The organism is Taklimakanibacter deserti (assembly GCA_003574785.1).
The window spans coordinates 37,366-58,275 of the sequence record QORU01000007.1 but is presented as its reverse complement, the minus strand read 5'-3'; the positions used below and the strand labels follow the sequence as shown (position 1 = coordinate 58,275).

Sequence of the window (20,910 nt, the reverse complement as noted above, 5' to 3'; positions counted from 1 at the left end):
CGCTTATTCCGCTGCGTTCTTGACCGCAAGTCTCGGCGCATCGCTCTCATCGCGGCTCTGATAGTCATAGCCGCCATAGGTATAGCCGTAGCCGTAGCCGACTTGCTTCATGTCGAACTTGCTCAAGAGTGCGCCCACTATGGGGGCGCGCGCAAATTGCAGCCGCTTCACGGCGACCTTTGCCGCTTCCCGCCTGGTCTCGTTTGCCGCCACCACCAGGAGCGTCCCGGAAACGTTGCTGGCCAGCAATGGCGCGTCGGCAAGGCCCATGATGGGCGGACCGTCGACCAGCACCAGATCGAAGCTTTCGGAAGCGAGGCTCAACAGCGACACGAGCCTGGCACCGGCTAGAAGCTCAGCAGGGTTCGGGGGAAGGGGACCTGACGAAATGAATGTCAGATCCTTGACGGTTGTCTCCTGCGCGACCTCCTGCGGGAGCTTGGCGCCGGCAAGATAATTGCTGAGGCCCACCTCGTTGGAGCATTTGAATTCCTTGTGCAGCGAGGGATTCCTGAGATCGGCGTCGATGATCAGCACCTTCATCCCGATCTGGGTGAATGCTTTCGCCAGGCTGGCCGCGGTCGTGCTCTTGCCTTCCGAGGGGCGCGAGCTGGTGATCAGGAGCGTCTTGGGCACGCCTTCCGCGGTCGAGAACTGGAGTGCCGTGCGCAGCGATCTGTACGCTTCCGAAACGCCCGAGCGGGCGTCGTTCAGCGCATCGGCAATGGCAACGCCTTGCGCCGGACGCGGTATGATGCCGATCACCGGCATTGCCAGGCTGCTTTCGACGTCCTCCGGCGACTTGAAGGTGTCGTCCATGTATTCGAGGCCGAACGCGCTCGCGACGCCGAGCACGGCTCCGGCAAGGAGACTGACCAGGATGTTGAATGAAAGCTTCGGCGATGACGGGACCGTGGGGGGCTGTGCCCGATCGACGACCGAGATATTGTTCGTTCCGACGCCGCCGGCGATGCCGATTTCCTTGTAGCGCTGAAGCAGGCCGTCATACAGCGTCCGGTTGGTATCGACCTCGCGCTGAAGGATGTTGTACTTGATGCTCCGGCTGCGCTGGTCGAGGACATCCGCCTTGGTCGAGTCGACCTGTTGCGCGAGCATGGCCTCTTCGGTCTTGGCGGCGTCATATTGGGCTTTGATGGATAGCTTGATGGCATTTATGGCTTCTTGAGCCTGCGCGTCGAGCTCCTTGATCTGAGCTCTGAGGCGGACCATCGCCGGGAAAGCCGGTTTGTACAGGCCGAGCTTCTGCTGATACTGGGCTGCGAGTTCCGCCCGGAGCTTCCGGTTCTCTTGGATCGTCGGATTGTCCATGATCTGGGTGAGGCCAAAGCCCTTGGTAGTCTGGGCCTGCTTCCACATGCCTTCCAGCCGGATCCGATCGTTGCGGGCTTCCAGAAGCTTGGTGTTGATCAGGGCGAGATCACTGCCCTTAAGGCTCTGCCGGTCGTCGAGATTGATGATGCCTTGCTGCATGGCATAGGCCACGAGCTGCGCTTCCGACTCTTCGAGCTTGATCTTGAGCTGTTGCAGCCTCTCTTCGAGGAATTTCCGGGCATAGGATGTCGCATCGTATTTGCGGTCGAGGTTTTCGGCGATGAAGGCTTCGGCAACGCCGTTGGCGACACGCTCGGTGACCGCGGCATTTGGATGCTTGAACGAGACCCGCACAAGCCGTGAATTGCGCACCGGCGTAACGACCAGTCCATTCTGCAAAATGCCTACGGTGTCTTTTTGCAGCCTGTCGACGGCGTCGGCTATCTCCGAACTCGTATCGGCAGAGGGGTTGAGCAGGGAAGCGACGACCGAGCGGACCCAGGCCACCGGCGACTGGCCTTGCTTGACGAGGAAAGCCTGATCATCCGCCAAGCCCAGGCTCGAGACCGTCTTTTCCGCCAGGGTCCGGCTCTGCAATAGCTCATACTGCGTTTGATAGAACTGGGGATCGCCCAGATTCTCGGTGGTCTGCAGCCCCTCGACCTGGACGACATCGGCCGCTTCCCGGTCGATCTGCAGTGTCGCTGTCGCCTGGTATATCGGGGTCATCAAAAAAGTCGCGACCATGCCGACAAGAATGCAGACGCCGGTGATGCCCAGAATGAGCCACCGGTGCTTGAGGATCACCCGCAGATATTTGCGCAGGTCGAAGCCGTCACCGTCGACCGCATCGGCGGCGAAGTCGTTATAGCCGTAGCGCGGATAGCCGACCGCATGTTCCGCCGCAAGCGCCGGCGGTGTGTGGTTTTCCTTGTCAGGTCCGGGCAGGGCGTTCGGATTACGCGGAAGCATGGGATCTCGCTGGGCTCATAAGAGCAATAGGCTGAACAGGCCTGGGATCGAGAGCGCCGACTTGATGTCCCGGAAGGTCGTGCGCGACGAAGACTCATCTACCATGACGACATCACCGGCTTTCAGCAGGGGATCGTCGGCTTTTCCGCTCCGGATGGCGTTAAGATCAAAACGAGCGGCCATCCGCTTGTTGTCGACGGTGCGGAAGACGAGTATGCCGCTTGGATCGGCAACATCGTTCAGGCCCTCGGCCAGCGCCACCGCCTGCAGCAGCGACAGGCGGCCTGTGGTTGCGAAAATTCCCGGCTTCTTGACCGCGCCGTCAACGGTGACGCGCTGGCTGGTATATTCCTTGACGAAGACCGAAACCTGAGGGGATTCGAGATACTTTTCGCCGAGTTTCCTTCCGATGGTAGATGCCAGTTCGGTTGTGGTCTTTCCGCCGGCCTGGACCGAGCCCAGGAGAGGCATCGATACAAGGCCGTTGTTGTTGACCTGAACAGTACGGGTCAGCTCATCGACCTGAAAGACCGAGATCTCGATGACGTCCAGAGGCGAAATCTTGTAGTCCTCCGGCGGAGGGACGACGTTCTTTCCCGCCGCCGTGGCGACGGTACCGGCGAATACCGCCTCGGCGCTGGTCTTGGCCGACCCTTCCAGGACCTTTGGCCCCCTCTCGTCCCGGTGGGATATGCGCTCGCCGCCGCTCGGCGGATCGCCCAGCTTGGGTCCGCCGCTGCAGCCGATCAGCACCGGAACGAGGAGTATCAGAGCCATTATCGATCGGCGGAACATCGCGTCCTTCCCCCGATCAGGCTCTGACGGCGTTGATGATTTGCTTCCAGACGGGCGTATGCGGGCGCGTCTCGGTGATCGCCACGGGCGCCGGCAGCAGGCCGGGATCGGTGTTGTCGAGGATGGCGGCGGGGCGCACATGCAAGAGGTTCTCCGCCTCGTCCCTGCCTACCGCCGTAGCGGCCAAATCATATGCATGCGAGAGGAGCGGCGGGCGCGATGTACAATTGTGGGCGTCGCTGGCGAGGACATGCACCAGGCCGTCCTTGAGCATGCGCTCCGCCCAGTATTGCGGGCGCTTTCCAAACCGCCCCGACAGAGAGCCGGCGGTTATCTGCATCCAGGTACCCGATCTCGCCAGATGGGTGATCAGCGGGTAGCGCGTTTCGATCCATGACAGCCGCTCGGGATGTGTCAAGACCGGGACGTAGCCCGCCATCTGAATGCTGAAGAGGCATTCTTCCAACCGCGGCGGCGCCACGTGATGCGGAGGCTCGAAAAGGACATAACGGGAATCGTTGAGCGTGAGGATCCTGCCGCGATGGAGAGCCGCAGTGAAGTCCGGTCTCATATGAGCGTCCGAGCCCACGACCAGCTTGAGCGGCACATCCGCTTCGGCCAAGGCCTTTGCGAGCTCATCGACCCGCGCGCGAACAGCGTTCGCCTCATTATCATAGACACCAGGCATTATGTGCGGGGTACAGGCCGTGATGGTTATTCCGTCTGCCACTGCCATGGCCGCCATTTCGAGAGCGGTTGCAAGATCACCGGCGCCGTCGTCGACACCTGGCAAGATGTGGCAATGCAAATCGATCATTCGTTCCTCAGCCCCTCCACCGCGCTACGCCGACGGTGCGAAAACGATGTTGCCCTGCTGAAAGGATTCAGCGCTCTCTCTTCAGTAAAACCAACTAAATCCCTGCGACCGTTATTAAGGCCGAACTGTGGGGATTTTGCGACTGGACGAGGATAAGCTCGCGAATACTTTTTCCCGCCGCGTGAATTACTCTGGGTAATATCCTTCGAGGTCGTCTCTCGGGATTTGCCTGTTGCACTTGTGACCAACGCGCAAGCGAATGCGAATACGCAAGCCATTGCCGTGGTTCGCAATGGATAGTCGACCAGCGAATGAGCCATGAGCAGCATCGCCGAGATTGACGCTGCCTGGACCAGCAGGCCATCCAGGCTGGTATCATGTCTTCGCCATGCTCGATAGGCTGTAGCAGCAAACCAACCGAGGAAAAGCAAGACGAGGACCATGCCCGGCACACCTGCCTCCAGCCAGAGCTCCAGCCAGTCATTGTGGGCATGGTTCACGTAGTTGGCGCCCATGTTCACCGGGGCCTCGAACATGGCATAAAATGGCACAAAGCTTCCAATTCCTGATCCGAAGGGGAAGACGCTGGCCGCGGCGCGAAGCGTGACTTGCGCGATGGTCAGCCGCCCGTCGTCAAGCGGATCATGCTCAAGCCTTCCCAATATGCCGATGAGTCCGAATTGCAGCATGACGCAGCTGCCCAGGAATCCAGCCGCCAAGACAACACGTGAAGCCAGATTCTTCCGGCCGTCCGCTTTCCGTCCGCGCCATGCGAGGAGAACCGAGGCGAGGATCGCCGCCATCGCCAGAACGAGACCGGCGCGCGATGCCGCCAGCCCGAGCCCGAGGATCAAGATGCCGTAAATCACCACCAGGAGAGCGACCCAGCCGAGCCGGTCCCGCCCTGTCGAGCGAAGCCTCGAGATCATCCAGGCCGCGATGAAGGGCATGACGGCGTAAAGAAGGGCCGCATAGTGGTTGCGGTTGGCGAAGAATCCCACCGCCGATGAAATGTTGGTGATCTCGTAGAGCCGCAATCGGCTCGCCGGACCGCCGGCCATTTGCGCCAATCCGAAAGAGACGCTGGCAATCCCAAAGCCGATGAGGACGAGAACCATGATGCGCCTTTCGGAAGGCCTTAAGGTAAGTGTAGCCAGGAAGACGGCGAAACACGGGAAGAGAGACAGCAAGCTGCGCAACGTCGCCGGCGGGCTGAGACTCAAGGGCATCCAGATGAGAGGCAGCTTGGCCGCTTCAAAGACGTCCACGACAAAGCCCCTGCCGGGCAGCGCCGTCCAAACGGCAGGGGGAAGCGGTACCAGCTGGAGCAGCGGCAAGAGAAAGATTCCGGCGCAGATGAGGAGGGCTCCTATGATCGGCCGCGTCAGGGGCTGATCAAGGATCAGGAAAGCGGCAACCAGCACGATCGGCAGGCTGAGCAACTCCAGGGTTGTGTTGAATGGCGGTCCGTAACGGGGAGTTCCTCCGGCGATGAGCGCAAGGAGAAAAAAACCTATTACGGATCCAAGCCAAAGCGTGCGATGCCCGCTGCCGACACTCGGTAAGACTGCAGCCCGGGGCTCGCTGGCTCTGCGCAGGCCAGCCAAGTGAGAAACAGCGATTAAGGGCTCTGACCCACGTCGTCGTCGTTGTTGTTGTTCTCGTCGCTGCCGGTGGTCGAAAGAACACCCGCTCCGATCGAGCCTGCGACGCCCAATCCGACTACGACCGCACCACCCGCGGTTATGACTGCGCCTTCACCGCCGACGGTCTGGCCATAACTGGACGACGTCGATCCGCCCTTGCACGGAGCTTTTCCGGCAATCGTCGTCATCGACGATGCGGTGAGCATGACATCGCATTCGGCAAGATAGTAATTGACCGTCGCCGATCCCTTCTCGCCGACCATCACGCGATCGCCCTGGTACAGTTCGGTGTCGCCGCGCGCCAGCACGAAGCCTTTGCCGCGATTAACATAAACTTTACCATCAACATCTTTGAGCTGGCCCATAGGCGAGGCAGCCAGCGCCGGGCCAGCCAACAAAACACCCACTACCAATGCAACCGAAAAACCCCGCATCGTTTCCTCCGGGAAACACCGTCAAGAAACCGCCCAACTGCAAACTACCGGAATCGGCAAAAAATGCAATCGCAGTTTTGTGCTAAATATCTGACGAAGCGTAAAAAAACGGCAGCTCTGCAGCGAGTCGCTATCACGCTTTCTGTTGGCTTGCGCATGATCTTTTATGAAAAACTGGTGGAATGCCGGATCATGCACGCCAGGCGCCTTCGTTTCGCAAATACCACCGATAAGTCGACTGCAAGGCATCTTCAAAAGGCGTTTGCGCCGTCCAGCCCATATCGGCCAGCCGGGAGACATCCATGAGCTTGCGCGGCGTGCCGTCCGGCTTCGATTTGTCATAGACGATGCGGCCGGCGAAGCCGGTGACCCGGGCGACCGCCTGCGCCAGCTCGGCAATGCTCATGTCCTCGCCGGTCCCGACATTGATGTGCGAGAGCATCGGCTCGGTGTTCGCCTCGTAGACCTCTCTTGGCAGGTCCATCACGAACAGTGCCGCCTCGGCCATGTCGTCGACATAGAGGAATTCGCGGCGCGGCGTGCCCGAGCCCCAGACCACCACCTCCGTGGTGCCGGCGCGCGCCGCTTCGTGAAAGCGGCGCAGCAGCGCCGGCATCACATGTGAGTTCTGCGCATGAAAGCTGTCGCCCGGGCCGAACAGGTTGGTGGGCATCACCGAGCGGTAGTCGACGCCATATTGCCGGTTGTAGCTCTCGCACATCTTGATGCCCGCGATCTTGGCGATGGCGTAGGGCTCGTTGGTGGGCTCGAGCACGCCGGTGAGCAGCGCGTCCTCGCGCATTGGCTGCGGCACGGCGCGCGGATAGATGCAGGAGGAGCCGAGAAAGAGTAGGCGCCCGACTCCGGCCGCATAGGCCTGATGGATCACATTGTTCTGGATCATCAGGTTCTGGTAGATGAACTCGGCCGGATAGGAGGCGTTGGCATGGATGCCGCCGACCTTGGCCGCCGCCAGGATCACGGCGTCGGGACGTTCGGCTTCCATGAAAGCGCGCACGGCCGACTGGTCCGTGAGATCGAGCTCGGCATGGCTGCGGGTCAGGAGCTCGATGCCATTGCGCGCGGCGAGCCGGCGCAGGATGGCCGATCCGACCATTCCCTTGTGTCCGGCGACGTAGACTTTCGCGTTCGGCATTCAGATTTCCATCGCCAATGGCACGTTGAACCCGTTGTCTCTGAGGAAGGCATGGCGTCCGGCGGCCTTGAGGTCTTCGGCCACCATCTCGGCGCACATTTCCCGGGCGGTGATCTCAGGCACCCAGCCGAGCTTGTCTCTCGCCTTCGACGGGTCGCCGAGCAGGGTCTCGACCTCCGCCGGGCGGAAGTAGCGCGGGTCGACGCGCACGACGATGTCGCCCGCTTTGACCGCGGGCGCGCGATCCGAGATGACGGCCTCCACCACCCCGTGCTCCTCGACGCCGGCACCCTGGAACCTGAGCGCGATGCCCAATTCCTCGGCGGTCCAGCGGATGAACTCGCGCACCGAAAATTGCCGACCCGTGGCGATCACATAGTCCTCAGGCCTATCCTGCTGGAGCATCATCCACTGCATGCGCACATAGTCTTTGGCGTGCCCCCAGTCGCGCAGCGCGTCCATATTGCCCATGTAAAGGCAGCTCTCGAGCCCTTGGGCGATATTCGCCATTCCCCTGGTGATCTTGCGCGTGACGAAGGTCTCGCCGCGCCGCGGGCTCTCGTGGTTGAAGAGGATGCCGTTGCAGGCAAAGAGCCCGTAGGCCTCGCGGTAGTTGACCGTGATCCAGTAGGCATAGAGCTTGGCGACCGCATAGGGGCTGCGCGGATGGAACGGCGTGCTCTCGCGCTGCGGCACTTCCTGCACCAGCCCGTAGAGTTCCGATGTCGAGGCCTGGTAGAAGCGGGTTCTCTCCTCGAGCTTCAGGAAGCGGATCGCCTCGAGCAGGCGCAGCGTGCCCATGCCGTCGACATTGGCCGTATATTCCGGCATTTCGAAGCTGACCGCCACATGGCTCTGGGCGCCGAGATTGTAGACTTCGTCGGGCTCCACCTCGCGCAGGATGCGCGTCAGGTTGGACGTGTCGGTCAAGTCGCCATAGTGAAGCTTCAGCCGCGGATCGGGCACATGCGGATCCTCGTAGATGTGGTCGATGCGCTGCGTGTTGATCAGCGAAGCCCGGCGCTTGATGCCATGAACCTCATAACCCTTCGCCAGCAGGAACTCAGCCAAGTAAGAGCCATCCTGGCCGGTGACGCCGGTGATGAGTGCGCGTTTAGTCGTTGAAGCCATTGTTTCAGTCTATCCTACAGTGACGAATTGCCCGACCTTGCCGAGATTCTTCCAGGCGAGCGCGGCAAGGCCGCCGACGCCGTTGCTGCGCAGCGCGCGGTAATCCTCTCGGCTCTTGCGGAGAAGCTTCCGCAAAGATTTGTTGCTTTCACCGCCGAGCCGCATCTTGACCAGGACTTCCGGAATATAGGCGGCGCGCAGATCCTCATGGCTGAAGTAGCGCAGGATCGCGTCGTAATCCGCCGCGATCCGGTAGCTCGTGTCGTAGACGCCGTGCCGTTCGAACACCTCGCGTCTCAGGAACAGGGTGGGATGCGGCGGCATCCAGCCGCGGCGCAGCTTCCGCAAGCTGCAGGTGCCCGAGCGCCAGCGGCGGACCACATGCGTCGCATCCGCCGCCGAGACATAGTCGAGATCGCCATAGGCCGCGAGGACACCGGGACCCTGCAAGGCGGCCGCGACCTTCTCGAGCACCCGGTCATGGGCGAAGAAATCGTCGGAATGCATCAGCCCGACGGCATCGCCGGCGGCGATCGCGATGCCCTTGTTGAGCGCATCGTAAATGCCGCTGTCAGGTTCGCTGACGACGCGCATGCCGGCATGGCGCGCCTGCCTGATCGCGGCCAGGGTGCCGTCGGTGGAGGCGCCGTCGATCACCAGGTGCTCGACATCGGGATAGGTCTGGCCCGCGACGCTGGCGATCGCCTGGGCGATGGTCGCCTCGCGGTTGTAGACGGCCGTGATGATGGAGAGCTTCATGGGGCAGGAGCAATGATCAGGGGCATGACTTCAGATCGACCGGCCGAGCACGCGAACCGGCGGGGCGCTCGCCAAGCGCTCGGCAACGAATTCGCGGTCGCGGACGAACAAGGAATTGTTGGCCGGAAGATCATTCGGCGATGCGGTCAGCTTTCTGGAGAACGGATCATAGTAACATCGCTGGAATCCCGCCTTGCCCAGCGTGTCGCTGATCCAAGGAGTCAGCGTCTCGATCTCGACGACCTTCAGATGAGGACGAGACAGCATCCGCGTCGCGCCGCGCAGGACATGGTCTTCATATCCCTCGACGTCTACCTTGGCCATCACCGGCGCGGCATCACGCGCGACGTCATCCAGCCGCCGCTGTTCGACCTGCTGCGTGGCGGGACCCGCGCCATTCGTCTCCAGCAGCACGCGATTGGTCGTATCGAGGCCCAATGTAAATGCGACATGTCCGGCATCGGGTCCGAGCGCCACCTGATGGATCGTCACCAAGCCATCCAGATCGTTGGCGACGACGTTCTTGCGCAAATGCTCCGCGGTTCTCGGGTCAGGCTCGAATGACCACGTGGTCGCCCGGCAGACCCCCGAGGCGAGAACGGTATAGGTGCCGATATTGGCGCCGATGTCAAAGAACAGGTCGCCCTCGCGCAGGAAATGGAGGGGCACCATCATATCGGCGAACTCATGCAGGCCGACATAGATATTGCCTGTCGCCCCCGTCATTCCGCGGCGAACGATCAGTCGCTGGCCGCCGATCCACTCGACATTCATCGTGCCGTGCAGCCGTGAGGCAAGCTGCCAAGAGGCGAAGCGCCGCCACGCCCCCAGCTGCGACTGTCGCGTAAGAGGGTGTGTGGCGATGAGGTTCTGCAGATTGCGAAGCGATCTTACGCCCATGAGGTCAAGCTATGCCTTCATCATCGTTGTCAGGCGGCGACGCCGTCGAGGGATGCTGTCCAAAGCGGCATGTCAGTCTGGTCGCCGAGGGCCGGCATTACCTGGACTTGCAAGCGCTGAACGACATCGTCCATTGTGGTGAAAACATCGCTCGCGATCAGGCCCGCATGTCTGAGAGGCGTTATCTCGCGAGTGCCGCTCGCGCGCAGATCGATACGCACGATCTCGGCGGGACTGCCGAGCGACTTCAGGGAAAGTTGTGCCGGCAACGCGCCGGTATAAGGCTTCACCACATCGACCACGATCCTTTGCGGCCGCAAGCGGAAGCCGACCTCAAAGAAGCTTTTCATTCCATTGGATGGCACCTGCCTGCTCGAGAACTGGAGGCGTCCGGGCTGGGGGTGCAAGGGATCTGTCAACTGCGTCGGGAAGGGAACGGTGGTGTCTCCCAGCCCGAAAGTGGTGACGCGGTAAGCATTTTCTCCGCTGTAGATCGCACCGTCGACAGTCACATCCGGCAGTTCCGGAGCATATAGGAGGTCGTCGATCTCAATTGGCGACAAAAATTTGCCTTGGATGCAGACGTCCTTTCCAAGTCGGTACGGCATCCTCGTCAGTCGCAGCGCCGCCGCTCCATCCTTGGTGTATAGGGTCATTCCGGGAGAAGCCACGCGCGAAAAATGACTTGTCTCGTATGCCGCCTGGGATCCGATGCCCAAAGTTTGGGAATCGACGACCTTGGATATCCTGATCGATCGCAGCCGATACGGCAGAAGCGCATATCGCGGCGGCTTAACAGAGAAGCGAGCGCCGCGGATCTCCAGTTTCTCGATCGCGTGATTGTTGTTGCCCATCAGGATCGTGGACGCCCCCGACCCATGACCCGCGAAGTTCCCGCCGAGGATAGCCAGTCTTTCAATGGCGCTGGCCGAGAATTCGCCGGTCACGGCGACATTGTCGAGGATGAGCTCCTTGCATCCGATGCCCTGCGCATGAGAGCCGAAGACGCAGTCGCGATAGACGACCCGATCCAGTACTTTGTCGGTTTCGACAAGGTTGGCGCGCGTGCGGTTGATCTCAGCCGTGCCGCCCTGGCTGATGTAAATCCCGCCGCCATCCGTGAACACGCCGTCCAACACGAGGTTGTCGAATCCGCAGAAAGTCAGTCGTCCATTTCGACTGCTTCCGGGCGCAGTCCACCTTTCGTTGGGCGCCGAGCCCAGGTTTCGAATGACGATGGAGCGCGATTGGCGGAAGTCCGGCCGGTCCAGCGATAGTATTCGAGGGCGACCCAGTCCGTTGGGAATCGTTCCATCCAGCCAGTCGGCGTCATAGTCGTAGCGGAGCCCGTTCTTCAGGCGGACAACATTGCCCCTGATGTCCTCCACCTCGTTATATTCGAAGAACCGCGGCGATGGCGGATAGCCCCCTATTGAAATCCGGTCAAAGCCATAGATGAGGACGCGCGCGCCAGGTGCGAGTGTCGTCCTGCCCGAATAAACGGCGACGCTCGAAGAACCCGCTTTGGCGCTACCGATCAACGCGCCGAAGTCATGAGGCGTCGACCGGCCGTGGTAGAGATTATGACCATTCGTGGAGAAGCAATCGGCAAACGCCAAGGCCGAGTAGTTCACAAGGAATGTTCTGTCGACCTTTCCACCGCGAAGATTCACGATCCGCGCGCCGTTTCCCTCGATCCAAATTCGCTCGATGCCCGACAGGAAGAATGGATTGCGATGCGTGTAGATCTTTCCCGCCGTCATCGCGCAGGTGAGAGTGCCGCGCGCCCGCGCCTGCCGCGCCATGGCGTACAGGGCATCGGAATCATCGCTCTTGCCGTCGCCGATCGCTCCGAACATTTCCGGGCGGACGATCTCTCCTTGCGGATGATCCTGCGCCTGGCTGCTTGCTGGTGAAAATCCAACGGAAGCGGCAGCGAGGACTGCGCTTTGGATGAATGAGCGCCGGGAAAGCAGGGACTGGTTCATCGCTCTATGGTGCCGGCCACCATTTCACCTCGATGACGGATGGTCGGGGTCGGTAGGTCGGCGTCATTCGATAATTTGACCGTGCGGGCTTCTTCGCTCGCCGGCGACAGGCTGATGCCGGTGCAGGCCCGGATGGCGTCGATGATGGATACTTTCCGCGTCGCGGCATAAGTCTCGATTTCCACCACCTTGGCATCGACCAGTGTGCGATACCACAGCCCCTGCATCAGATGAAAATACCAGCCGGATCTGCCATCGAGAAAACCGAGGCGGAAGACGTAGCGGTAGAGAAAATAGAACACTGCGCGCAAGCCTGACGGCAGGCTCATATACACGTGTTCCTTCAGGAAGCGCCGCCGCTTGGCTTGCCGGCTCGCGCCGCCGGAGGAAATGCCGTCGGACGGTCGGAAGCCATGCCTGTGATTGAGAATGTCGATCGCCTCGCGCGAGGCGTAGGAATTGTGCTTGGCGGTCCACCATGTCAGCGTATTCAGGTTGATGTCGCTTAAGACAAGGCCGGTCCTTGTCACCCCGCCCGCGACCTTGATGTGTTCATCCATCCAGCGCTGCTCGCAGCGCCCCCGTCCGTTGCGCCATAGGCGCAATTGCCAGCTCGGCTCGATGTCGCCGTGGCGGATACGGCGGCCCATGAAGTGGATGCGCCGTGCGACGAGCAGACCATCGACATCGGATGCCGCCTTCGACACCGCCTGCTGCAAGGTCTCGGCGCTGTCGGCATCGAGCACCTCGTCAGCATCGATGCGCAGCAGCCAGCCTGTCTTGCCGGCGAGGGCGTCGATGGCGAAATTCATCTGCGTGGCATAGTTGATCCAGGGGTTGGTCAATATCTGAGCGCCGTGCGACCGGGCGATTTCGACGGTCCGATCCTTCGATCCGCTGTCGATCACCGTGACGCTGGCGCACTGACCTTCGAAGCTCTTTATACAACGGCCGATATGCTGCTCCTCGTCGAGCGTGAGGATGAGCGCGTGCACTTCGGGCATAGTGATGGCGGAGACGCTCAAGCCGCGGGCTTCCGGACGATGGCAATCATGGATTTTGCCAGGATAGGTACACGCCCGGTTCGCAGAAAACGTATGTGCTCGAAGCCCGCTTCGCGAAGCAGCAGCCCCAAGGTGCGGAACGACCAGAATTTGATGTGGCCGTGGTCCCAAAGCGCGGTGAAGTGATTGTCCAGCTTGCCCGACAGCGCCAGCGCCAGGTTCTTCCAGTAGCCATGGTAAGGCGTCGAAACCAGCGCCAGGCCGCTCGGCTCAACGAGATCGAAGAGAGTGCGGGCATAGTCGCGTGGTGCATAGACATGCTCGACCACTTCCAGGCTGATGACGACCGGAAAGCGGCCGAAACGGGCAACGAGATCATCATAGGCCGAGCCGGCCTCGAGACGCAGATGAGGAAATGCCGCCTTGGCTTGGGCAATGCCCTCCACGGAAGGATCGACGCCGCAAACCTCATAGCCGTCCTCGGCCAAGGTGGCCGCGATGCTGCCATTGCCGCAGCCCAGATCGAAAACTCTTTTTTCGTTCCCCTTCGCATGGAAAGCGGCCAGTTGGGAGCGAATGGCCGGCAGAAGGATATCATGCGAGCCGGCATGGCCTGCATCCCTGAACCTGTATCCGGAAATGGCCTCAGCTGCCTTCACGAGGCCCCTCCATCCTCACGCCGGCGCAGCAACCTCGCCGGATTGCCGATCATGACGGCGCGCGACTCGACATCCTTCGTCACGACGCACCGCGCCCCCACAATGGCGCGCGTGCCGATCCGCACGCCAGGGCCGATAAATGCATCGGCGCAAATCCAGGCATCGCACTCGATGACGATCGGCGGTTTCAGAAGCGGCATGGTCGGATCTCGATAGTCATGCGTTCCCGCACACAGATGCGCACCCTGGGAGATGGTGACGCGCGGAGCCAGGGTGACGGGGCCGAGCGCATAGAGAATTGCCCGATCACCGACTGCCGCGTGGTCGGCGATCGTGAGGTTCCAGGGAATGGCGATCCGCACGCTCGGATAGATGTGCACTTCGCGCCCGATCCTGGCGCCGAACAGTCGCAGGAGAAGGCGCCGCCAACCCCAGAGCGGTCTCGGGCTCCAGGCAAAAAGCGGATGCGCCAAAGCCCATAGACCACGCCCCACCAGTTCCTTGCGCGACCACTTGCGCGCGCGCCGGTTGGCCGTGACATCGAGGCGGGCGTGCGTTGCGCGCTCACCGCTCGACCGCTGAAGATCAGGCCGGCTCGGCTGGCCTTCTTCCGAAGGCGCCTGGCTGGCGATGAAGGGGGACTGCAAGGACATTGCCGCGCCGAGCCTAATCCGTTCTCACGCAGGAAGGCCTGGATCCACGCCCGAGAACCCACGCATAGACGGCCGACATCTGTGCCGCAATCGAGGACCAGTCGAAGCGCTCTTCGACAAGCTGGCGGCCGCGATTGCCCATGGTCAGCCTTTCCGACTCCGGCAAATCGAGAAAAGCCGCAAGCGCCGCGGCGGCGCGTTCCGCATCGGCCACGATCTCGACCGCCGCTTTGGCCTCGAATCCCTCGGGCAGATTGCACTCGGCGGTCATGAGCACCGGCAAGCGATAGGCCCAAGCCTCCAATATGGACATCGGGAGGCCTTCGCTGTGGGACGGCAGGATGAAGGCATTCGCGAAGGCGAGGCTGGCGGCTTTCTCTGCGCCGAATTGCGGGCCGACGAAGCGCACCGTCTCGCCGAGATTCAAGGTGTTTGCCAGTTGCCGCAGCTCGGCTTCGTGGCCGCCTTGATCCCACCCGGCGATCATCAGGTGCCAAGACTTTGCGCGTTCGGGCGCCAGTAGGGGAAGGCGCGCCCATGCCTGCAGCAGATGGGCGAGGCCCTTTTTCGGATGCAAACGTCCGATGAACAGCATGATCTGTGCGCCTTGCGGCAGATCGGATGCCCAACGCGGCTTGTCCGGATTCTGCTCTGGCGCCGGCACGTCGATGCCGTTCGGGATGACCGCGACGGGGTTTGCCAAACCATAGCCCCGCATGGCTTCATACTCGGCGATGCTCAGGGCATGCAAGCAAGCCGCACGTTGCAAATGCCTATTCTCAAAGGCCCATCCGGCCAGCCGTTTCTTCCAGGCCGAGTTCCGCACCGCCCATGGATCGAGCATGCCCCGCGGCGATATCACCAAGGGCCGTTGCCAGCGTGACGCCCATCTCCGTGCGGCGACTGACGGATACATCCACAGGCCATGGGTGTGAATCAGGTCCAGCTCTGCCTCGTTCAGCGCCTTTTCGAGTTTTGGCGCATAGCCGAAGGCGCGAGGACCCATGCGCGCGTGAAGGTCGAGCCCGATGCTCTCCCAGTGCACGGCATCCGCATCCGAAAACTGATCGTTGATGGAGAACACCTTGACTTGGCATCCCGACTTTTTCGTTCCCCGCGCCAGGGACCGTACCGATGAAAACAGACCGCCGGCCTGGCGCGAAATGGACGCGGTCAGCACGCCGATCTTCATCTCCTTGACAGCATCCACAGCAAGCCTCTGTCCATAAAGCCGGATTGCCTCGGTCTCGCAGCCAGGGCCGTCTCCGCTGCCTGCCTCAGTCCTCGGCCGAACCTGTCCGGCGACCAAGCATCGATGATTTCCCGGCTTGCGCGCCCCATGGCAGCGCGGTCGCACGTGTCGGATGACACCTGCAGCATCAGTGCGGCCAGGGCCTCGACGTTGAGAGGATCGAATGTGTAGCCGTTGCGGCCGTTCTCGACGAGATCCGGCGCGCAGCCGCAGCGCTCCGACACCAGGACAGGCAGGCCGGATGCCATGGCCTCGTTGACCACCAGCCCCCACTGCTCGGTCGTGCTCGCATGCACGAAGACGCCCGCGTTGCCGTAATGAAGCGGCAGCTCGCCATACTGCACGAAGCCCGGCATGGCGAGCGAAGCTTCGAGCTCGAGCGCGGTGCGCATGGCCTCGAGCTCCGCGCGCATAGGCCCGTCGCCGAGCAGCACCAGCGGCCAGGCCGAGGCGCCGGCTGCCCGCCGGTAGCGGGCGAACGCTTCGACGAGGCGCGGCAGATTCTTCTTGGGGATAAATCGGGCGCTCGCCAGGAAGCAGCGGCCGCGCCAGGCCGGGTCGATGGCCTTATGCGTGTTGTCTATCTTGCTGGTCGTGACGGAGTCCTTGTCGAAGTGGTTGTTGTCCACGACGTCATAGCCGACAAAAATTCGATCGTGGGGAAGGCCCAGCTCCGCCAGATATGCCTGGGCCAGCCTTCCGCCACAAAGACCCGCCTGGAATAACGCCACGATCCGACGCTTCACAAGCTCCGTCACGGTGTGCCGGTGGAAATCAGTCGCGTTGGTCTCCGACATCACGACGATCGGCACGCCGCGCCTGCTCGCCCAATATGCGCCGGCAAGTGTCGCGGGCGACGACCAGCCCGGCAATGCGATCGCGTCAGGGCGCCAGGGAGCGACGCGACTATCATAGGCGGCCAACAGCAGCGACCAGTTCGACCGGCCGGAGCCGTCGTCGAGAAGTCTTGCATGCTCGACGCCCGGGGGAATGTTCGAAGCATTCCAGGCGTACTCCGTGCTTGTCGCGGCCACCTCGACGCCGAGAACACGCATGAAGCGGCCGGCAGCGGCGAGCCGCGCCATATGATAGGGTCCAAAATTATCGAAGGCGATGGCAATGCGCATGTGACAGTACCTGGCGAGTCTTACTTATTTGGTGTTTCTGTCCGGCAGGACTTTTTTTACCGTCGCGGGTGCGCCGGCAACCAGCACATTCGGTGGGAACTTCCCGCGCACGACACTGTTGGCACCGACGATCGTGCCGCTTTGAATGGTCGTCCCTGGTCCAATATATACGCCGCGGCCGATCCACACATTTGAGTCTATCGTGATCGGTTCGACCTTGAAGCCTTGTCCGCGAACGCCGGCGTCAGGACTGAACTGATGTTCCTGATCTCTGATCGAGACATACTCGCCGATGGCGACGTTGTCGCGGATGGTGATACGCTCCGCGGCCACGATGTGGCATCCGGTGTTGATGCTGCAATGGTCGCCGACGATGATTTCCGAGATGCGCCCGGCTTGGAAATAAACCGAATCGCCTATCATGCAGTCGTTTCCGATTGTGACATTGCGCATGGGCAATGGCAGGCGAACCCGTCCATGAAAGGTGGTTCGGCGCCCGATGTGCTTGTAGAATATTGGACACGTCAATCGTAAAAGGAAGCCTCGGAAGCGTGATAGCGGATCGATCATGTCGTCTGCCGCTCATCGGCATGGCCGGCGTTCCAGTTGCGCTTGCCCCAGCCGAGAAACGGCGCGAGGCTATACTCGAGGCGGTCTCGCGAGCATCGGAGCGCCAGGATGTGACGCGCATGCTCCGTCCTCTGCGCGAGAGACCGGTCGCTCAAAAGGTCTCGGATCGCGGTGATCCACGTAGCGATCTCCTTTCCCGCAACAGTCGATACCGAGGGCAGATCGGAAAAAATGCTTGCTGTCCGGCCGGTGGAGATAACGACCGGCGCCCCGCATGCTAGCGCCTCCATGCATGTGGTCTGTCCGGCACAGTGCGTATCGCGCGTGCTTGGCATGATGTTCAGCGCGCAGGTCTGGTACAGTTCACGCAGCTCTTCGAAGGAGATGCGCGAACGCAGTTCGAGCAGCGGATGCCGCTTTTCGTACTGGGCCTTGAGCTTCGGGTCATTGACGAGCCAGACGATCCTGAAACCACTCTCGGCAAGAGCCAGCAGCAAGCTCGGATCCCGATCATTGCTTCCGTTGCAAAACAGGAAATCGCTGCGGCCCGGGATCGGGCTGAAGGTGAAATAGTCCATATCGATGAAGAAGGGGACCATCACGGCGATGCGGCCGCTGATTGCTTTGACCTCTTCGCCGGTCGTCACATCGTTGACCAGGACATGCCGTGCGCGGCGGAGCATCCACACGAAGGCATGGTGTTTCCATCCCCGGCGCGCGGGGATGCCCCAGCACAGATAAACGAGCCCCTGATTGCTCAACGTCGCGGCGATGGCTTCCAGCGACGGCTGCCAGGCAAAAATGCGGGCTTTGCCGATGAGCGCGTAGCGCCAATCGCGTTCCGCGGCGCCGACTCCGCTCATGCTGCGGCTCAATAGATCGAGAAGACCATGCCACCTGACGGGAGTGACCTCTCCGGCGCGGCGTTCCGAGCTCTCCGCCAGCAGTTTCAGCCGCGCATGGCGATCGAGCGCAATGGGTTGCATGTCGTGCTTCATCGCCAGGATCTTCCCGCCGTATGAACCGGCAGCGCGGCGTGCCGTGGCCGCTGCATTCGCCACGGCGTCTCGGCAGCGCGCGGGGGCGGTACGGCCTGCCGCGGCTTATGCATCCTGTTGAGGATATACACCAGGATCACGCCGCAAGCCGGCAGATAAATGAACATCGTGAGATTTGGCAGGCCGCGAATGGACATATAGATGTAAAGCGCCATCAGCAGATAGGCTCCAATGCCGAGTGGAAACCTGACCAGCCTCAAGGAGTTGAACAGGATGAGATAGAGGCCGAGGCCGATCAGGGGCGAGAACAGGAAAGACAGTCCGCTCCCCGCCATGGCGACGACTTCGCCCAGAAACGAGATGGTCACGTATTCGAGTTTGAAATCGCCATAGAAGTCCTGGGTAAAGAGGGGTTTGCCCGGCCAGATCGCGCGTGGAATGGGGTTTGTGACGATGGTGTAGAAGAAAAACCACGGCGACCAGGATTCACTCGACTGGTCGGAATGTGCATAGGCGGCCAATGCACGATAGTAGCTGTCATCTTGGTGGTAGACGAGCGAGAACGAACCATCGTCGGTGGCGCTCGAGCCGCCGGCGTAGCCAATGGAGCGATACTGGTACATCGCCGACAACAGGACGGCGAGTATGCTTCCGACAACCGCGATCGTGGCGATACGACCAACCAGAGTGCGTTGTTTCAGAATGAAGAAGAATGCGATTCCGCCGAATGACAGGACGACCGGCGTGCGGCTCCCATTGGTGACGAGAATGGCGACGGCCAAGGAATAGCCCGCCAGGCTGACGAGACGGCCGATACCGCGCCCGGTGGCCAAAAGATAGGCAAGTGCCAGAGCCGAGAGCGGCAGCAGCAGGGTCGTCAGGGCAAAGACGAAGTTGCCGCCGTACTGCGCCTGGTCCCAATCGCGCTGGCCGCGCGGCGCCATGGACTGGCGGATCACTTCGTCAAGCGACCATCCGACCGTGCTGAAGCGCTTTGTCAGGTCGGCCGCGAGAAGGGCGATGGCCGCCAGAAAGATGATCCGCCGCAGGGCCGGTCCGACGGAGCGGTTCAACGCTGCTGATTGGAGGTATCGTTCCAGAACCGGATCGCGCACGAAGGCGGTTGCGAATACGATCGATGAGAGGATGGCCAGGATGCTGAGCTGATACTGAAAGATGTCCTCTCTCGACATGAAGATGAGATTCTGGTCCTCGTAGCCGCGCACGAGGAAGTCGCTCACCAGCACGCAGAGCATCAAGGTGAAGAGAAAATGCGGGTGCAGGTAGTGCCTGCTGCGCACGAAGCTGAAGGTCAGCGCTGCCAGCACGAACACCCAATGCAGGACGTATATGACGGATTCAGACAGCACGATCTTTGGGCTTCAGGATGCTCATTGTTTCAAACAGCAGCGCGGCAACGTCCTTGAGCCGGGGAAACAGCAGGCTGGCGATACCGATGCCGCTTTCGCGCGATACGGTCGCCGCGACCATCCCGAGCCCGGTCAGCGAGGCGATCACCAGCGCCAGCGCTATCCCCTGGACGCTATGCATCAGGGCGGCCAAGGCCGCGCCGGCGATGAAGACAACGATCATCGCAATGGTTGCGGCGGCCTGCTGCAGCGGACGGTTGCCGCCCTTCAGGACTTCTTCGAAAGGCCGCATCATGCTCCGCAGGCATGTGGCGGCTATGAGCAGGTGAACAATATCGAGCGAGCTCATATAGGCCGAGCCGAAGACCAGCGGCAGCAGCAGCGGCGCGGCGACCATGAGAAACACGCCGATCAAAGCGTTGATGAGCACCACCTGCCGCAGTCGCATGCCGAGCCATCGGGGATCCGCGTCGCTGATCGCCTCCTTCTGGGACAGCCGTGGAAAGAAGAGTGGCGAAATGGACTCGTTGATGATGGTCTGAAGTTGCGACATCGCCAGCGCGATGACATATATGCCCATGGTTCGCGCGTCGAACAGCAGGCTGAGCGCGACGCGGTCTATGGCGGACACGAGCCCCGTTACCCCGATCAACAGAGCGAACGGCCATGCCGCCTTGAATGTGGCGGCAAGCGCCTGCAAGCCGCCCGCCGATCGCTGCGACGGCGCGGCAGACACACCATGCTCTCCCCGGCGAACGAGAATATGGGTCGAGACAGCCGAGAAGACGGCGGCACATAGATATCCGAAGAGAAAGGTTTCCGCGGAAGACGTGGCCGTCGCCCAAAGCACGGCGGTAAGCCCGAGATACAGCAGCGAAAAACTGGCGCGCGCCCAGTTGTAGGTGGACAAGTTGCTGCGCCCGAGCTCGATCTGCACTTGCAGCGCGTTCCATGCGCTGAACGGCAGAATCAGGATAGCGCTCAGAGCGGTGGGGAGGTTCAGTCCGGCGAGACTCGGTACGGCTCCCGAGAACAGGATTGCCGCGCACAGCAGCGAGAAAACGATGCTGGTGACGAGAGCCGCCCGAATCCCGACATGATAATACAGGGCGGCTGCGTCTTTGCGCGCCGCCACTTGCCGCGCCAGATAAATGTGAACGCCAAGCAGGCCGATATTGGCCAGAAATGTCGGCCACAAGAGCAGATTGGCAAGATCGCCGCGACCGGCAGGATCGAGGGCGCGGGCCAAGAGGACACTCGACAGGAAAGACGCCGCGGCCAGGACGATGTTTATCCGCAGCAACCGCAGGGCGGGCGGCAGCCTCATGGCGCGAATCCCTGCCAGGA

General features: G+C 61.5%; 19 protein-coding genes. All 19 read right to left on the bottom strand.

What is annotated here, in order from left to right:
• Window positions 1–3 precede the first annotated feature (3 nt).
• A complete protein-coding gene (locus DS839_RS15420) occupies window positions 4–2,304 on the bottom strand; it encodes a GumC family protein (protein ID WP_119271336.1) in 2,301 nt (766 codons plus the stop codon).
• Window positions 2,305–2,319: 15 nt separating this feature from the next.
• Entirely contained in the window at window positions 2,320–3,099 is a 780-nt protein-coding gene (locus DS839_RS15415; protein ID WP_162918553.1) for a polysaccharide biosynthesis/export family protein, read from the bottom strand.
• Window positions 3,100–3,115: 16 nt separating this feature from the next.
• Window positions 3,116–3,916: a tyrosine-protein phosphatase gene (locus DS839_RS15410; RefSeq protein WP_119271332.1), complete on the bottom strand. Its 801-nt coding sequence runs from the start codon at window positions 3,914–3,916 to the stop codon at window positions 3,116–3,118.
• On the bottom strand, window positions 3,913–5,358 hold the full coding sequence (locus DS839_RS15405) for an O-antigen ligase family protein (protein ID WP_119271330.1): 1,446 nt from the start codon (window positions 5,356–5,358) through the stop codon (window positions 3,913–3,915). Before DS839_RS15405 ends, DS839_RS15410 begins: the two co-directional genes overlap by 4 nt.
• Before the next feature lie 179 nt (window positions 5,359–5,537).
• The gene (locus DS839_RS15400; protein WP_162918552.1) at window positions 5,538–5,996 is read right to left on the bottom strand and encodes a hypothetical protein; all 459 of its coding nucleotides are present in this window, start codon (window positions 5,994–5,996) and stop codon (window positions 5,538–5,540) included.
• A gap of 190 nt (window positions 5,997–6,186) precedes the next feature.
• A complete protein-coding gene (gene fcl, locus DS839_RS15395) occupies window positions 6,187–7,152 on the bottom strand; it encodes a GDP-L-fucose synthase (protein ID WP_119271326.1) in 966 nt (321 codons plus the stop codon).
• Window positions 7,153–8,283, bottom strand: coding sequence for a GDP-mannose 4,6-dehydratase (gene gmd, locus DS839_RS15390; RefSeq protein ID WP_119271324.1), 1,131 nt, complete (start codon window positions 8,281–8,283; stop codon window positions 7,153–7,155).
• Window positions 8,284–8,292: 9 nt separating this feature from the next.
• Window positions 8,293–9,042 (bottom strand): glycosyltransferase family 2 protein, encoded by a 750-nt coding sequence (locus tag DS839_RS15385; protein WP_119271322.1) that lies wholly within the window; start codon window positions 9,040–9,042, stop codon window positions 8,293–8,295.
• Window positions 9,043–9,072: 30 nt separating this feature from the next.
• Window positions 9,073–9,942 carry an FkbM family methyltransferase gene (locus DS839_RS15380; protein WP_119271321.1) on the bottom strand — a complete coding sequence of 290 codons (870 nt, stop codon included), beginning with the start codon at window positions 9,940–9,942 and terminating at the stop codon, window positions 9,073–9,075.
• 29 nt (window positions 9,943–9,971) lie between these two features.
• Window positions 9,972–11,930: a hypothetical protein gene (locus DS839_RS15375; protein ID WP_162918551.1), complete on the bottom strand. Its 1,959-nt coding sequence runs from the start codon at window positions 11,928–11,930 to the stop codon at window positions 9,972–9,974.
• On the bottom strand, window positions 11,927–12,955 hold the full coding sequence (locus tag DS839_RS15370) for a glycosyltransferase family 2 protein (protein ID WP_368911677.1): 1,029 nt from the start codon (window positions 12,953–12,955) through the stop codon (window positions 11,927–11,929). The genes DS839_RS15375 and DS839_RS15370 overlap by 4 nt, the downstream gene beginning before the upstream one ends.
• Complete coding sequence (locus DS839_RS15365; protein WP_368911676.1) at window positions 12,952–13,593, bottom strand: class I SAM-dependent methyltransferase; 642 nt, start codon at window positions 13,591–13,593, stop codon at window positions 12,952–12,954. The genes DS839_RS15370 and DS839_RS15365 overlap by 4 nt, the downstream gene beginning before the upstream one ends.
• Window positions 13,590–14,246 (bottom strand): LbetaH domain-containing protein, encoded by a 657-nt coding sequence (locus DS839_RS15360; protein ID WP_119271315.1) that lies wholly within the window; start codon window positions 14,244–14,246, stop codon window positions 13,590–13,592. Before DS839_RS15360 ends, DS839_RS15365 begins: the two co-directional genes overlap by 4 nt.
• A 13-nt stretch (window positions 14,247–14,259) precedes the next feature.
• The gene (locus DS839_RS15355) at window positions 14,260–15,438 is read right to left on the bottom strand and encodes a glycosyltransferase (RefSeq protein WP_162918550.1); all 1,179 of its coding nucleotides are present in this window, start codon (window positions 15,436–15,438) and stop codon (window positions 14,260–14,262) included.
• On the bottom strand, window positions 15,435–16,625 hold the full coding sequence (locus DS839_RS15350; protein ID WP_119271311.1) for a glycosyltransferase family 4 protein: 1,191 nt from the start codon (window positions 16,623–16,625) through the stop codon (window positions 15,435–15,437). The genes DS839_RS15355 and DS839_RS15350 overlap by 4 nt, the downstream gene beginning before the upstream one ends.
• 24 nt (window positions 16,626–16,649) lie before the next feature.
• On the bottom strand, window positions 16,650–17,048 hold the full coding sequence (locus DS839_RS15345; RefSeq protein ID WP_162918549.1) for an acyltransferase: 399 nt from the start codon (window positions 17,046–17,048) through the stop codon (window positions 16,650–16,652).
• 143 nt (window positions 17,049–17,191) lie between these two features.
• Complete coding sequence (locus tag DS839_RS15340; protein ID WP_119271307.1) at window positions 17,192–18,193, bottom strand: glycosyltransferase; 1,002 nt, start codon at window positions 18,191–18,193, stop codon at window positions 17,192–17,194.
• On the bottom strand, window positions 18,190–19,563 hold the full coding sequence (locus DS839_RS15335) for an oligosaccharide repeat unit polymerase (protein WP_119271305.1): 1,374 nt from the start codon (window positions 19,561–19,563) through the stop codon (window positions 18,190–18,192). The genes DS839_RS15340 and DS839_RS15335 overlap by 4 nt, the downstream gene beginning before the upstream one ends.
• Window positions 19,553–20,890, bottom strand: coding sequence for a lipopolysaccharide biosynthesis protein (locus DS839_RS15330; protein WP_119271303.1), 1,338 nt, complete (start codon window positions 20,888–20,890; stop codon window positions 19,553–19,555). Before DS839_RS15330 ends, DS839_RS15335 begins: the two co-directional genes overlap by 11 nt.
• Window positions 20,891–20,910: the final 20 nt, after the last annotated feature.